At 63.1% G+C, this 13,421-nt stretch carries 12 protein-coding genes and 1 pseudogene; 1 reads left to right on the plus strand and 12 read right to left on the minus strand.

The window, feature by feature from the left end; all coding sequences use genetic code 11:
• Both F3J15_RS13470 and hemE read right to left on the minus strand, forming a co-directional pair.
• Positions 1-388, minus strand: a pseudogene (locus tag F3J15_RS13470) (primosomal protein N'); the annotation flags it as partial.
• 454 nt (positions 389-842) lie between these two features.
• Positions 843-1,937, minus strand: a complete 1,095-nt coding sequence (hemE, locus tag F3J15_RS13475) for a uroporphyrinogen decarboxylase (protein ID WP_345891544.1) — start codon at positions 1,935-1,937, stop codon at positions 843-845.
• 149 nt (positions 1,938-2,086) lie between these two features.
• Between hemE and F3J15_RS13480 the strand changes: the two genes are divergently transcribed.
• On the plus strand, positions 2,087-2,887 hold the full coding sequence (locus F3J15_RS13480; protein ID WP_166891621.1) for a transporter substrate-binding domain-containing protein: 801 nt from the start codon (positions 2,087-2,089) through the stop codon (positions 2,885-2,887).
• A 723-nt stretch (positions 2,888-3,610) separates the two neighbouring features.
• Here the strand turns inward: F3J15_RS13480 and F3J15_RS13485 are convergent.
• The 10 genes from F3J15_RS13485 to F3J15_RS13530 form a co-directional block, all read right to left on the minus strand.
• Positions 3,611-5,338 (minus strand): AMP-binding protein, encoded by a 1,728-nt coding sequence (locus F3J15_RS13485; RefSeq protein ID WP_166891623.1) that lies wholly within the window; start codon positions 5,336-5,338, stop codon positions 3,611-3,613.
• A gap of 255 nt (positions 5,339-5,593) precedes the next feature.
• Positions 5,594-6,019 carry a F0F1 ATP synthase subunit epsilon gene (locus F3J15_RS13490; RefSeq protein WP_006477288.1) on the minus strand — a complete coding sequence of 142 codons (426 nt, stop codon included), beginning with the start codon at positions 6,017-6,019 and terminating at the stop codon, positions 5,594-5,596.
• A gap of 150 nt (positions 6,020-6,169) precedes the next feature.
• Entirely contained in the window at positions 6,170-7,564 is a 1,395-nt protein-coding gene (gene atpD, locus F3J15_RS13495) for a F0F1 ATP synthase subunit beta (RefSeq protein ID WP_069246775.1), read from the minus strand.
• Between the two features lie 66 nt (positions 7,565-7,630).
• Positions 7,631-8,506 carry a F0F1 ATP synthase subunit gamma gene (atpG, locus tag F3J15_RS13500; RefSeq protein ID WP_069246774.1) on the minus strand — a complete coding sequence of 292 codons (876 nt, stop codon included), beginning with the start codon at positions 8,504-8,506 and terminating at the stop codon, positions 7,631-7,633.
• A gap of 69 nt (positions 8,507-8,575) precedes the next feature.
• Positions 8,576-10,117: a F0F1 ATP synthase subunit alpha gene (gene atpA / locus F3J15_RS13505; RefSeq protein ID WP_021160444.1), complete on the minus strand. Its 1,542-nt coding sequence runs from the start codon at positions 10,115-10,117 to the stop codon at positions 8,576-8,578.
• A 44-nt stretch (positions 10,118-10,161) separates the two neighbouring features.
• On the minus strand, positions 10,162-10,701 hold the full coding sequence (locus F3J15_RS13510; protein ID WP_069246773.1) for a F0F1 ATP synthase subunit delta: 540 nt from the start codon (positions 10,699-10,701) through the stop codon (positions 10,162-10,164).
• 2 nt (positions 10,702-10,703) lie between these two features.
• Positions 10,704-11,174 (minus strand): F0F1 ATP synthase subunit B, encoded by a 471-nt coding sequence (locus F3J15_RS13515; RefSeq protein WP_039351436.1) that lies wholly within the window; start codon positions 11,172-11,174, stop codon positions 10,704-10,706.
• A 129-nt stretch (positions 11,175-11,303) separates the two neighbouring features.
• Complete coding sequence (gene atpE, locus F3J15_RS13520; RefSeq protein WP_021160442.1) at positions 11,304-11,576, minus strand: F0F1 ATP synthase subunit C; 273 nt, start codon at positions 11,574-11,576, stop codon at positions 11,304-11,306.
• 75 nt (positions 11,577-11,651) lie between these two features.
• Positions 11,652-12,503 (minus strand): F0F1 ATP synthase subunit A, encoded by an 852-nt coding sequence (gene atpB / locus F3J15_RS13525; protein WP_039351439.1) that lies wholly within the window; start codon positions 12,501-12,503, stop codon positions 11,652-11,654.
• A gap of 109 nt (positions 12,504-12,612) precedes the next feature.
• Positions 12,613-13,137 (minus strand): ATP synthase subunit I, encoded by a 525-nt coding sequence (locus F3J15_RS13530; protein ID WP_069246772.1) that lies wholly within the window; start codon positions 13,135-13,137, stop codon positions 12,613-12,615.
• Positions 13,138-13,421 lie beyond the last annotated feature (284 nt).

Consider the following 13,421-nt stretch of genomic DNA (forward strand, 5'->3'; position numbering starts at 1 on the left):
CCGCGCGGCCGGCTTCCGTCGGCCGGTAGCGCACCTCGGGCGCGAGCAGCCGCCCCCAGCGCCCGGCATCGCGCAGCGCCTGCGGCAGCGCCGGCAGCGCGACCTCGCCACGCCCGCGCTGGTAGTAATCCGCGGCGAACGATACGAGCGCGAGCCAGTCCGGCGACAACGGCGGCAGGTCGGTGCAGATCGCGTCGATCGCGCGCAGCCGCGACGGCGGCACGTCGGTGTGAGTCGTCACTTCGCAGACGAGCCCGACGGCCTGCCGCTTGCCGAACGGCACCTGCACGAGCGTGCCGGGCCCCGGCGCCGGTTGCGCGTCGCAGCGGTAGTCGAACAGGGTGGCGAGCGGATGGTCGAGCGCGACGCGCAAATAGGTACCGCTCATCCCCGCGCTCCGGCGGCGGCATGCGCCGCATGGGCATGGGCGGCCGACATCCGCGCCCGCATCGGGGCAGCGAACTTAAAGTAAAACTTCAGATTCGGCGCTAAGTTTTGGATTCGCATTAGGAATCGCCGTATACCCTGCCCAGCCTGTGGATAACTTTGTTGAGAACTCGGCGCTCACTGGCCGCAACGCGCGCGGGGCCGCGCTTTGCGCTGATTTTCGCCGCGTGTTGCGGTGCCCCGCGGAGCCTTATGCCATAAGGCTGCTATTCAAATTACCGAACCATAGCGAGACAAATTGACCGATACAGGGCTCTACCGCGCTGCAACGTGGAAAATGTGTATAAGTCAAGTCTTGACAAGCACTGAATCGGCAACCGGTGGAGGGTTGCGCCCTGTTTAGTGCCGGTAGCGAAACGCTGTCATCCCGCAGTGCAGCATGACAGCGCTTGCGTTCAGCCGGCGGCTCCGCTACGGATCGCGCGGCTGTGGCGATGCACTTCGTCGACGAGTTCGGCGACGTGATCGGGCGACGTGAATTGCGAAATGCCGTGCCCGAGGTTGAATACGTGGCCCGGATGGTTGCCGTAGCTGTCGAGCACCGCGCGCGCCTGCTCGCGCACCGCGGCCGGCGGCGCAAACAGGATCGTCGGGTCGAGGTTGCCCTGCAGCGCGACCTTGCCCGCGACGCGCTCACGGGCCTTGCCGAGGTTGACCGTCCAGTCGAGCCCGACCGCGTCGACGCCGGTCGCCGCGATCTCCTCGAGCCACAGCCCGCCCCCCTTCGTGAACGTGATCACCGGCACGCGCTCGCCGTCGTGCTCACGCTTGAGCTGCGAGACCACGCGGCGGATGTAGTCCAGCGAGAAGCGCTGGTACGCGCCGTCAGCCAGCGCGCCACCCCACGTATCGAAGATCATCACGGCCTGTGCGCCCGCTTCGATCTGCGCGTTCAGGTACGCGGCGACCGCCTGCGCGTTCACGTCGAGGATCCGGTGCATCAGGTCGGGGCGCGAATACGCCATCGACTTCACCGTGCGGAAATCGTCCGACCCGCCGCCTTCGACCATGTAGCACGCGAGCGTCCACGGGCTGCCCGAAAAACCGATCAGCGGCACACGCTGCCGGCCCTGAGCGTCGGTGAGCGCGCGACGGATCTCGCGCACGGCCCCCGTCACGTAGCCGAGTGTTGCTTCGATGTCCGGCACCGCGAGCTTCGCGACGTCGGCCTCGGTACGCACCGGATGCGCGAACTTCGGCCCTTCGCCGACCTGGAAGTCGAGGCCGAGCCCCATCGCGTCCGGAATCGTCAGGATGTCCGAGAACAGGATCGCGGCGTCGAGCGGAAAGCGCTCGAGCGGCTGCAGCGTCACTTCGGTCGCGTAGTCGGGATTCTTCGCGAGACCGAGGAAGCTGCCGGCGCGCGCGCGCGTCGCGTTGTATTCGGGCAGGTAGCGGCCGGCCTGGCGCATCAGCCAGATCGGCGTGTAGTCGGTCGGCTCGCGCAGAAGCGCACGCAGGAAGGTGTCGTTGAGCAGGGTATGGGCCACGGTAGGAGCGACGATGCGAGAGCAAAGCGGCATTTTACCGGACAGCCGCCCTCAGGCTGCGCATGCCGACGCGATGGCGGCCATATGACGCGCGCGATGGCTCCGTTATGATCGGACGCTCATATCGAACGAAACGAAGGAGGAGACCAATGAAGACACTCGCCACGCTCGCCGCCGCCGGGTTGCTTTGCTGCGCCGCCGCGCACGCACAGACCGGCGCGGGCGCCACTGCCGCCGCACCGGGCGCCGGCTCGCGGCTCGACGACGTGCTCGCGCGCGGCACGCTGCGCGTGTGCACGACCGGCGACTACAAGCCGTACTCGTACTACCGCGCGGACGGCCGCTTCGAGGGCATCGACATCGACATGGCCGAATCGCTCGCGAAGTCGCTCGGCGTGAAGACCGACTACGTGAAGACCAGCTGGCCGAACCTGACCGGCGATTTCGTCGCGAAATGCGACATCGCGGTGGGCGGCGTGTCGACGACGCTCGAGCGCCAGAAGCGCGTGTTCTTCACGCAGCCTTATGTGGTCGACGGCAAGACGCCGATCGTGCGCTGCGCGGACGCCGACAAATACCAGACCGTCGCGCAGATCGACCGGCCGGAAACACGCGTGATCGTGAACCCGGGCGGTACCAACGAGCGTTTCGCGAAGCAGTATTTCACGCACGCAAACCTCACCGTCTATCCGGACAACGTAACGATCTTCAAGCAGATCCTCGCCGGCAAGGCGGACGTGATGGTGACGGATGCGTCCGAGACGCTGCTGCAGCAAAAGCTGAATCCGGGCCTGTGCTCGGTGCATCCGGACAAGCCGTTCCAGTTCGGCGAGAAGGCGTACATGGTGCCGCGCGGCGACGTCGCGTTCCAGCAGTACGTCGATCAGTGGCTGCATCTCGCGCTGTCGACCGGCGAATACCAGGCGATTTCGGATAAATGGCTGAAGTAAGCAGGCTCGTGCGTGGCGGCCGATAGCGGACATCGACCCCGCATCCGCCGCCCGCAAAAGTCGCTTGTGCGGCGGTGGCCCAATCGCCGCCGTTACACTTCGGTGCAGCGCGCCGACGCCCGGAAAGTCGCCCCGAAGCCACCGAATTGGCCGAACGGCCGACTTCCGCGCATGCCAATCACGTTTCAAAATCTTTCTGACGAATGAATCGTCATGCGCGGTATCGGCCGAAAGGCGCATTTTCTCGCGTGCAAATCGACAATTCGTCGAGCCTGGTACGCATGAAAAACGCATTGTGCGCATGCGCTGAAAACGCTGTGGAAAATATGGGTAAAAATGACCTTTTTCGACCCTTCAAAAACAGCAAAAAATCCCGGAAAGCCTTATCTGGCGGGCGTTACAACCTGAAACACTTTGTTACCGCGAGGGGGCATTAATTCGCCCACAATGGCCTCAACGGTTTCAACACGGATGCGGTCTCGTGTGCCAAGTGTGAGCGGACGCGAAGCGCTGCGAGCCAGTCGGTCACGTACCGAAGCCCTTCCGAGGGGCATCCCTGTTGGAGTCGTTTCCGGCCCCCCGCCGGACTCGGTTTCATCTTTGGTCTCCTCGCGCTAACCCCGTAGCGTGTGGTTTTTAGCGGGCTAATAAGCCCGCTTTTTTTCGTCCATCGAAAGTGCAACGGCCCGCAGGCCGCCGCGTTTTTCCCGCCTTCATGCCGCGCTACGCGGTCTTTTGCACGTCGAGCTTCAGCTCCTCAATCATCCGGTCGCGCATCACGAACTTCTGCACCTTGCCCGTCACCGTCATCGGCAGCTCGTCGACGAAGCGGATGTAGCGCGGGATCTTGTAGTGCGCGATCTGCCCGTTGCAGAACGCACGCACGTCGTCCTCGGTCATCTGCTCGTCCGCGCGCAGCACGATCCACGCGCACAGCTCCTCGCCGTACTTCGCATCGGGCACACCGAATACCTGCGCGCTCTGGATCTTCGGATGCCGAAACAGGAATTCCTCGATCTCGCGCGGATAGACGTTCTCGCCGCCGCGAATCACCATGTCCTTCAGCCGGCCGACGATGTTGCAGTAGCCGTCCGCATCGAGCGTCGCAAGGTCGCCCGTATGCATCCAGCCGTCCACCAGCACCTCGCGCGTCTTCGCGTCGTCGTCCCAGTAGCCGAGCATCACCGAATAGCCCTTCGTGCACAGCTCGCCCGTCGTGCCGACAGGCACGATGGCGCCGCTCGGATCGACGATCTTCACTTCCAGGTGCGGCTGGATGCGCCCGACGGTCGTCGTGCGCTTCTCGAGCGGATCGTCGGTCGAGCTCTGGAACGACACCGGGCTCGTTTCCGTCATCCCATACGCGATCGTGATCTCAGACAGGTGCATCTGCGACACGACACGCTTCATCGTCTCGATCGGGCACGGCGAGCCGGCCATGATCCCGGTGCGCAGCGTCGACAGGTCGAACTTCGCGAACTCGGGGTGATCGAGCTCGGCGATGAACATCGTCGGTACGCCGTGCAGCGCGGTGCAGCGCTCGTCGGCCACCGCCGCGAGCGTCGCGACCGGGTCGAACGCTTCGCCGGGGAACACCATCGCCGCGCCCTTCGACACGCACGCGAGCACGGCCAGCACCATCCCGAAGCAGTGATACAGCGGCACCGGGATGCACAGCGTGTCCTGCTCGGTGAAACGCATCGCCGTCGCAATCGAGCGCCCGTTGTTGACGACGTTGCGGTGCGTGAGCGTCGCGCCCTTCGGGCTGCCGGTCGTGCCGCTGGTGAACTGGATGTTGATCGGCTCGTTGGCCGCGAGCGTCGCGCCGATCGCATCGAGCAATGCGGGATCGACGGCCTGGCGGCCGCGCGCCATCAGGTCCGCGAAGCGGAACATGCCGGCGGGCGCGACGTCGCCCATCGACACGACCGTGCGCAGGCTCGGCACGCGTGCCGCATGCAGGTCGCCCGGCGTCGCGGTCGCGAGCTCCGGCGCGATGGTCTGCAGCATCTCGACGTACGCGGACGTCTTGAAGCGCTCGGCGGCGATCACGGCCTTGCAGCCGACCTTGTTCAGCGCGTATTCGAGCTCCGACAGCCGGTAGGCCGGATTGATGTTGACGAGCACCGCGCCGATCCGCGCGGTGGCGAACTGCGTGAGCAGCCATTCGCTGCGGTTCGGCGACCAGATGCCGACGCGATCGCCCTTCACGATGCCGAGCGAGGCCAGGCCCGCGGCCAGCACGTCGACCTCGTTCGCGAACTCGCGCCAGGTCCAGCGCACCTGCTGCTCGCGGAACACGACGGCCGGACGATCGGGAAAGCGCCCGGCCGTGTCGAGCAGGAACCGGCCGATCGTCGCTTCGGAGAGCGGCACGTCGGTCGTGCCGCGCACGTACGACAAGCCGTTTTCGGGCGCGATCAGCGCGCCCACGCCAAGGTCTGCTGCCATGAATGTCTCCGTCCTTTTTGTCTGGTCGGCCTGCACGCGCCTTCGGCGCCCGCCTCCGCCGCGCACTCGCGACGAACAGCCTCCACACCGATGATGACGCGCGCGGCTGACGATACTCTGACAGCAAATCGCGGCGGACGGATGAAATAGCACGACCGGACGGTATGATCCGGCACGCAAAAAAACAGACGAAAACGACGGACGAAAAAAAAGCAGCCCGAAGGCTGCTTTCTTTCGCGGGATACGCGGCGCGGCTCAGTGCCGGCTGCGGATCTTCGCCAGACGCTGGATCGCCTCGAGCTGCGCCATCGCGGTCGCGAGCTCGGATTGCGCCTTCGCGAGGTCGAGATCCGACTTCGCGTTCTGCAGCGTTTCCTCGGCACGCTTGCGTGCTTCCTCGGCTTTCGCCGCGTCGAGGTCCTTGCCGCGGATCGCGGTATCGGCGAGCACCGTCACGGCGCCCGGCTGCACTTCGAGAATGCCGCCCGCGACGAACACGAATTCGTCGTTGCCGCCCTCGACTTCGATGCGCACCGCACCCGGACGAATCCGCGTGATCAGCGGCGTGTGGCCCGGCAGAATGCCCAGCTCACCCGTTTCGCCCGGCAGCGCGACGAATTTCGCCTCGCCCGAGAAGATCTGCTCTTCCGCGCTGACGACGTCTACTTTGATGGTTGCCATATCGACTCCTGTCGATCGGAGCGGGCGCTTGCGCGCCTGCGCCGATCCCATGCACGGCGGATTGAGCGTGTTGCGGTCGGCGCGACCGGCCGGGATTATCAGTCCGACTGCTAATCCCGACTAGGACGCGCCGTGCGACTCACCCGATCCTTACGAGATCTTCTTGGCCTTTTCGAAGGCTTCGTCGATCGTGCCGACCATGTAGAACGCCTGTTCCGGCAGGTGGTCGCACTCGCCGTCGACGATCATCTTGAAGCCGCGGATCGTTTCCTTCAGCGGCACGTACTTGCCCGGCGAGCCCGTGAACACTTCAGCAACGTGGAACGGCTGCGACAGGAAACGCTGGATCTTACGCGCACGTGCGACCGACAGCTTGTCTTCCGGCGACAGTTCGTCCATGCCCAGAATCGCGATGATGTCGCGCAGTTCCTTGTAGCGCTGCAGCGTCTGCTGAACGCGACGCGTGATCGTGTAGTGCTCTTCACCGATCACGTTCGGGTCGATCTGGCGCGACGTCGAGTCGAGCGGGTCGACCGCCGGGTAGATACCCAGCGAAGCGATGTCACGCGACAGAACGACGGTTGCATCCAGGTGGCCGAAGGTCGTAGCCGGCGACGGGTCGGTCAAGTCGTCCGCAGGGACGTACACGGCCTGGACCGACGTAATCGAGCCCTTCTTGGTCGACGTGATGCGCTCTTGCAGCTTGCCCATTTCTTCAGCCAGCGTCGGCTGATAGCCCACTGCCGACGGCATACGGCCGAGCAGTGCCGACACTTCGGTACCGGCCAGCGTGAAACGGTAGATGTTGTCGACGAAGAACAGCACGTCGAGGCCTTCGTCACGGAAGTGCTCGGCCATCGTCAGGCCGGTCAGCGCGACGCGCAGACGGTTGCCCGGCGGCTCGTTCATCTGGCCGTACACCAGCGCGACCTTGTCGAGAACGTTCGAGTCCTTCATTTCGTGGTAGAAGTCGTTCCCTTCACGGGTACGCTCGCCCACGCCCGCGAACACGGAGTAACCACCGTGTTCCTTCGCGATGTTGTTGATGAGCTCCATCATGTTGACGGTCTTGCCCACGCCAGCACCGCCGAACAGGCCAACCTTGCCGCCCTTTGCGAACGGGCAGATCAGGTCGATAACCTTGATACCCGTTTCGAGCAGTTCGGTCGACGGCGACAGTTCGTCGAACGCCGGAGCCTTCTGGTGGATCGAACGCGTCGTTTCGCTTTCGATCGGGCCAGCTTCGTCGATCGGACGGCCGAGCACGTCCATGATTCGGCCGAGGGTCGGCTTGCCGACCGGCACCGAGATCGGCTTTGCCGTGTTCTTCACGGTCAGGCCGCGGCGCAGGCCGTCGGATGCACCCAGACAGATGGTACGGACAACGCCGTCGCCCAGCTGCTGCTGGACTTCGAGGGTCAGTTCCGAGCCATCGAGAATGAGCGCGTCGTAGATCTTCGGCATGCTGTCGCGCGGGAATTCCACGTCGATAACGGCGCCGATGCACTGTACGATCTTGCCTTCTACCAAAGCAGCAGTACTCATCGCTTTTCCTTTAAATACCTGATTCTTTACTCGCGCAAAGGCGCAGTTGTCGTCCCGGGCGCGCGCTTAAACAGCGGCTGCGCCGCCGACGATCTCCGACAGTTCTTTCGTGATCGCGGCCTGACGGCTCTTGTTGTATACGAGCTGCAGTTCGCTGATCACCGTCTTCGCGTTGTCGGACGCGGCCTTCATCGCGACCATGCGCGCCGATTGCTCGGACGCCATGTTTTCCGCGACGGCCTGGTACACCAGCGCCTCGACGTAACGCACGAGCAGTTCGTCGACGACTGCCTGCGCGTCCGGCTCGTAGATGTAGTCCCACGACGTCGCCGGCGTACCGTCATCGGCTTCGAAGTGTTCCGACGACAGCGGCAGCAACTGCTCGATCACGGCTTCCTGCTTCATCGTGTTGACGAAGCGCGTGTAAGCGATATAAACCGCCGACAGCTTGCCTTCCGAGTACAGATCGAGCTGCGTCTTCACGGCGCCGATCAGCTTGTCCAGATGCGGGGTGTCGCCGAGGTGCACGACCTGCGACATCACCTTCGCGCCGAAGCGGTTCAGGAACCCGAGGCCCTTGCTACCGATCGCGGTGGCTTCGACCTTCTGGCCCTTCTCTTCCAGCTCCTTGAACTTCTGCACCGTCGCACGCAGCACGTTGGTGTTCAGACCACCGCACAGCCCCTTGTCCGTCGTGACAAGGATGATGCCGGCCGTCGTCGCGCCTTCGTTCGCCACCATGAACGGGTGGCGGTACTCCGGGTTCGCGCGGCTCATGTGCGCGGCGATGGCACGGACCTTGTCCGCATACGGACGAGCGGCGCGCATGCGTTCCTGCGCGCGGCGCATCTTCGATGCGGCCACCATCTCCATCGCCTTCGTGATCTTGCGCGTGTTCTGCACGCTCTTGATCTTGCCGCGAATTTCCTTCATTCCAGCCATAGCTTGCTCCTTGACCGAAGCGGCGCGGGCGCATCAGCACCCGCGCGGCCTCAGTGTGTCACTCGCGGATCAATAGGCACCGGACTTCTTGAAGGATTCGATCGCCGAGCGCAGTGCGCCTTCGTCGTCCTTCGAGAGATCCTTGGTGTCTTCGATGCGCTTGATGAGGTCAGCGTGGCTGGTCTTCAGGTTTTCGCGCAGGCCCTTCTCGAACGACAGCACTTGCTTGACGTCGAGATCGTCGAGGTAGCCGTTGTTTGCGGCGTACAGCGACACGGCCAGTTCCCAGACCTGCAGCGGCTGGTACTGCGGCTGCTTCAGCAGTTCCGTCACGCGGCGGCCGCGCTCGAGCTGCTTGCGGGTCGCTTCGTCGAGGTCCGATGCGAACTGGGCGAATGCCGCCAGTTCACGATACTGCGCGAGGTCGGTACGGATACCGCCCGACAGCTTCTTCACGACCTTCGTCTGAGCGGCGCCACCGACTCGCGACACCGACACGCCGGCGTTGATTGCCGGGCGGATGCCTGCGTTGAACAGGTCGGTTTCCAGGAAGATCTGGCCGTCGGTAATCGAGATCACGTTCGTCGGAACGAACGCGGTCACGTCGCCAGCCTGCGTTTCGATGACCGGCAGTGCCGTCAGCGAACCGCTCTTGCCCTTCACTTCGCCGTTGGTGAACTTCTCGACGTACTCTTCCGACACGCGAGCAGCACGCTCGAGCAGACGCGAGTGGAGATAGAACACGTCACCCGGGTAAGCTTCACGGCCCGGCGGGCGGCGCAGCAGCAGCGAGATCTGACGGTATGCCCAGGCTTGCTTGGTCAAGTCGTCATAAATGATCAGCGCATCTTGGCCGCGGTCGCGGAAGTATTCGCCCATCGTGCAGCCGGCGTACGGTGCGAGGTACTGCATCGCTGCCGAATCCGAAGCCGAAGCGGCGACGACGATCGTGTATTCCATCGCGCCCGTTTCTTCGAGCTTGCGAACCACGTTCATGATCGACGAAGCCTTCTGGCCGATCGCGACGTAGATACAGATCAGGTCCTTGCCCTTCTGGTTGATGATCGCGTCGAGCGCCACCGCGGTCTTGCCGCACTGACGGTCGCCGATGATCAGCTCACGCTGGCCACGGCCGATCGGCACCATTGCGTCGATCGACTTGATGCCCGTCTGCACCGGCTGCGACACCGACTTACGCCAGATCACGCCCGGGGCGATCTTTTCGATCGCGTCGGTCAGCTTGGCGTTGACCGGGCCCTTGCCGTCGATCGGGTTGCCGAGCGCATCGACCACACGGCCGACGAGTTCCGGACCAACCGGGACTTCGAGAATGCGACCCGTCGTCTTGACGATGTCGCCTTCCGAGATGTGTTCGTATTCGCCGAGAATCACCGCGCCGACCGAGTCGCGCTCGAGGTTCAGCGCGAGGCCGAATGTGTTGCCCGGAAACTCGAGCATTTCGCCCTGCATCACGTCCGACAGGCCGTGGATACGCACGATACCGTCGGTCACGGAGATCACGGTGCCCTGGTTGCGAACGTCTGCGCTCGCTTCAAGGCCCTGGATCCGGCTCTTGATCAGCTCGCTGATCTCAGAGGGATTGAGTTGCATTATTCGCTCCTGATAGTCAATTCTGTTGCGTGCCGGCGTGGCGCTCAGGCGGTCAACGCAGCCTGCATCGATGCGAGGCGCGCGCGAACCGAGGTGTCGAGCACTTCGTCGCCGACCGTCACGCGCACGCCGCCAATCAGCGACGAATCGACTGCGACCGTCGGTTTCAGCTTGCGCTTGAACTTGCGTTCGAGGCCCGAGACGAGACTCTCGAGATCCGTGCCGTTCAGCGGGAACGCGCTCACGATCTCGGCGTCGGCTGCACCTTCACGTTCGTTCTTGAGCGCCTCGAACTGCTCGGCGATTTCCGGCAGCAGCGCGATGCGATGATTGTCGACCAGCATCTGCACGAAGTTCTTCGCTTCGGCGCCAGCTCCGAGCGGCGACTTCACCGCAGCAAGCAGCAACTCGGCTACTTGCGTGCGCGTCACCTTCGGGCTCGACGCGACCGACAGGACTTCCGGCAGACGCGCAACCTGGGCCAGCTCTTGCACGAGCGTGGACCAGGCGGCGATGTCACCGCCCTCGGCCACGCGGAACAGCGCTTCTGCGTAAGGGCGGGCGATGGTTGCAAGTTCGGCCATGATCAGAGCTCGGCTTTCAGTTGATTCAGCAGTTGGGCGTGGGCCGTTTGATCGACTTCGCGCTTCAGGATCTGCTCGGCGCCCTTCACGGCCAGCGTAGCGACTTCGCCACGCAGCGCTTCGCGCGCCTTCACGATTTGCTGTTCTGCTTCCGCCTTCGCCTGGGCGATGATGCGGGCGGCTTCAGCCTGGGCGTTGGCCTTGATTTCCTCGGCGACCGCCTGGGCACGCTTTTCAGCGTCGGCGATGCGTTGCTGGCCGTCATTGCGGGCCTGCGCGAGTTCCTGGTCCACGCGCTTGTGCGCTGCGTCGAGTTCTGCCTTGCCCTTCTCGGCGGCGGCGAGGCCGTCGGCGATCTTCTTCGAACGTTCGTCGAGGGCGTTGATCAACGGCGGCCACACGAATTTCATCGTGAACCACGCGAGGACCAGGAACACGACCATTTGCGCAAACAGAGTTGCGTTGAGATTCACGGTGTTTCCTTATCTGCTATTCCGGAAAAATGAAACGGTAAGGCGCTCATCGAGTTGCATTCGATCAGCGCCCCAAGTCTCCGTTCCGCCCTGCGCCGGCTCACGCCGGACGCAAATTTCCGTGGAACCTTAGCCTGCGACGAGCTTCGACAGGAGCGGGTTCGCGAACGCGAACAGCATTGCAACACCCACGCCGATCAGGAATGCCGCGTCGATCAGACCAGCCAGCAGGAACATCTTCGTTTGCAGCGGGTTGATGAGTTCCGGCTGACGTGCGCAGGCTTCGATGTACTTACCACCCATCAGCGCGATACCGATACAGGCGCCGATTGCACCCAGGCCGATGATGATGCCGATACCGATGGCGGTCAGACCCTGGATGTTGGCGATGTAAGCTTGCATGATCACTCCTTTGTGAAAAGACTTGGAACTGAGATTTAAAAAACTAAAACGGAAACTCTTTCTTGCACGCCGCGCTTAGTGCTTGTCGTGCGCCTGGCCGAGATACACCAGCGTCAGCATCATGAAAATGAATGCCTGCAACAGAACAATCAGAATGTGGAAGATTGCCCAGACGCTACCCGCGATCACATGACCAACGAAGCCGAGGAACGTTGCGTCGCCACCGAAGCTCCACATGCTGCCGAGCAGGGCGATCAACAGGAACAACAGCTCACCCGCGTACATGTTGCCGAACAACCGCATACCGAGAGAGACGGTCTTCGCGAGATATTCGACGATGTTGAGCGCGAGGTTCGGGATCCACAGCAGCGGGTGGGCGCCAAACGGTGCCGACAGCAGCTCATGCACAAAGCCGCCCGCGCCCTTGATCTTGATGCTGTAGTAGATCATCAGGACGAACACGCCGAGCGCGATGCCGAGCGTGCCGTTCAGGTCGGCCGTCGGGACGATGCGATGGTGGGAAATCACGTCCGACAGACCGAGCAGGCCGATCACGCGGCCCGGCAGGTCGACGGGGAGGAAGTCGAGGGAGTTCATCAGCGCGACCCACACGAACACCGTGAGTGCGAGCGGAGCGATGAAGGTACGATTGCCGTGAACGATGGCCTTCGATTGGTCTTCGACCATCTCGACGAGCATCTCGATCGCGCACTGGAAACGGCCCGGCACGCCCGACGTCGCCTTGCGGGCAGCCAGACGCAGCAGGAGGATCGTCACGATGCCGCAAACGATCGACCAGAACAGCGTGTCGAGATTCCAGACGTGGATGTCGAAAATCGACGTCTGATGCGAGGTGGAGAAATTCTGCAAGTGGTGCGCAATGTACTCGGACGGATCCGGACCGCGCGTGCCTTCGCTAGCTGCCATATCGTTAATGCCACCCAAATTGTCGAAAATCGTTTTGCCCGTTCCGCAACACGCTATTGCGGGAACGGGCTGGTGCGGTTCGTTGTCGAAACCGCACGCTGCTTGTTCCTTACCGCCAGGCCAGCGCGATCCAGTACGTCTTCAGCACGACGAGGTACGTGACGAGGAACGGCACCCAGTGCACGCCGGACCAGCCGAACGCCACTGCAGTGAACATCCCGATCGTCAGAGCGAGCTTCAGGGCTTCGCCCATCACCCAGCTCATCACGGTGGCCGAGCCACCTGCCTTCAGTCGTGCCACGAAAACCGCACTGGGCACCCAGCCAATCGCTCCGCCCAGAAACGCGGATTGCGCAGCGGCACCCGGCGACTTTGAAAACAGCCACCACGCCAGCGTTGCAACCAGGGACAGAACCACTTGCGCGAGTACCACCTTATAAGGGGTCACGCGCGAGGGCTTGCTCACGTTCGGGCCGAACAGCTTTTCGGCTTCTACCCGTGTGAGCGGAACGATGTTGTTATCTTGCTGCTCGGCATCCCAGTCATCATCGAATTCGCGCCGCTCGCCAGCCGCTGAAGCGGTGCGTTGCGTGCGCTGATCATCGTGCCTGTCGTCCGGCGCCTGACCCGCCATCGCAATCTTCCGCAAAATCCTTGAACCCGGCCCCAAGCTTTCTGAAAGCTTTCAGGGGTGCCTAGCTAACAAATCCGGGCGATTGTAAGCGATAGTTGCAAGTGATTCAAGGCTTTAGACGCGACAAAAACCTGCGTAAAACGACGCCTCATCATGTGAAAAAACGGGCGATTCGACGACGTACGATGACAGTTGTAAGGTCGCTTTTTTGCACCGGTATTTCTTGCTCGAAAAAGTCCGGCGACGAGGGAATGTCGAGGAAACGATGCCCGGCGCGGGCGCCG

This window comes from Burkholderia sp. Ap-955 (assembly GCF_011753045.1).
Lineage (GTDB): Bacteria > Pseudomonadota > Gammaproteobacteria > Burkholderiales > Burkholderiaceae > Burkholderia > Burkholderia lata_D.

What these genes read in the sequence shown, in the direction of transcription:
- atpA (WP_021160444.1), bottom strand. Translation starts at nt 10,117, where the DNA reads ATGCAACTCAATCCCTCTGAGATCAGCGAGCTGATCAAGAGCCGGATC.
- F3J15_RS13530 (WP_069246772.1), bottom strand. Translation starts at nt 13,137, where the DNA reads ATGGCGGGTCAGGCGCCGGACGACAGGCACGATGATCAGCGCACGCAA.
- atpG (WP_069246774.1), bottom strand. Translation starts at nt 8,506, where the DNA reads ATGGCTGGAATGAAGGAAATTCGCGGCAAGATCAAGAGCGTGCAGAAC.
- F3J15_RS13510 (WP_069246773.1), bottom strand. Translation starts at nt 10,701, where the DNA reads ATGGCCGAACTTGCAACCATCGCCCGCCCTTACGCAGAAGCGCTGTTC.
- F3J15_RS13485 (WP_166891623.1), bottom strand. Translation starts at nt 5,338, where the DNA reads ATGGCAGCAGACCTTGGCGTGGGCGCGCTGATCGCGCCCGAAAACGGC.
- atpE (WP_021160442.1), bottom strand. Translation starts at nt 11,576, where the DNA reads ATGCAAGCTTACATCGCCAACATCCAGGGTCTGACCGCCATCGGTATC.
- F3J15_RS13480 (WP_166891621.1), top strand. Translation starts at nt 2,087, where the DNA reads ATGAAGACACTCGCCACGCTCGCCGCCGCCGGGTTGCTTTGCTGCGCC.
- atpB (WP_039351439.1), bottom strand. Translation starts at nt 12,503, where the DNA reads ATGGCAGCTAGCGAAGGCACGCGCGGTCCGGATCCGTCCGAGTACATT.
- F3J15_RS13490 (WP_006477288.1), bottom strand. Translation starts at nt 6,019, where the DNA reads ATGGCAACCATCAAAGTAGACGTCGTCAGCGCGGAAGAGCAGATCTTC.
- atpD (WP_069246775.1), bottom strand. Translation starts at nt 7,564, where the DNA reads ATGAGTACTGCTGCTTTGGTAGAAGGCAAGATCGTACAGTGCATCGGC.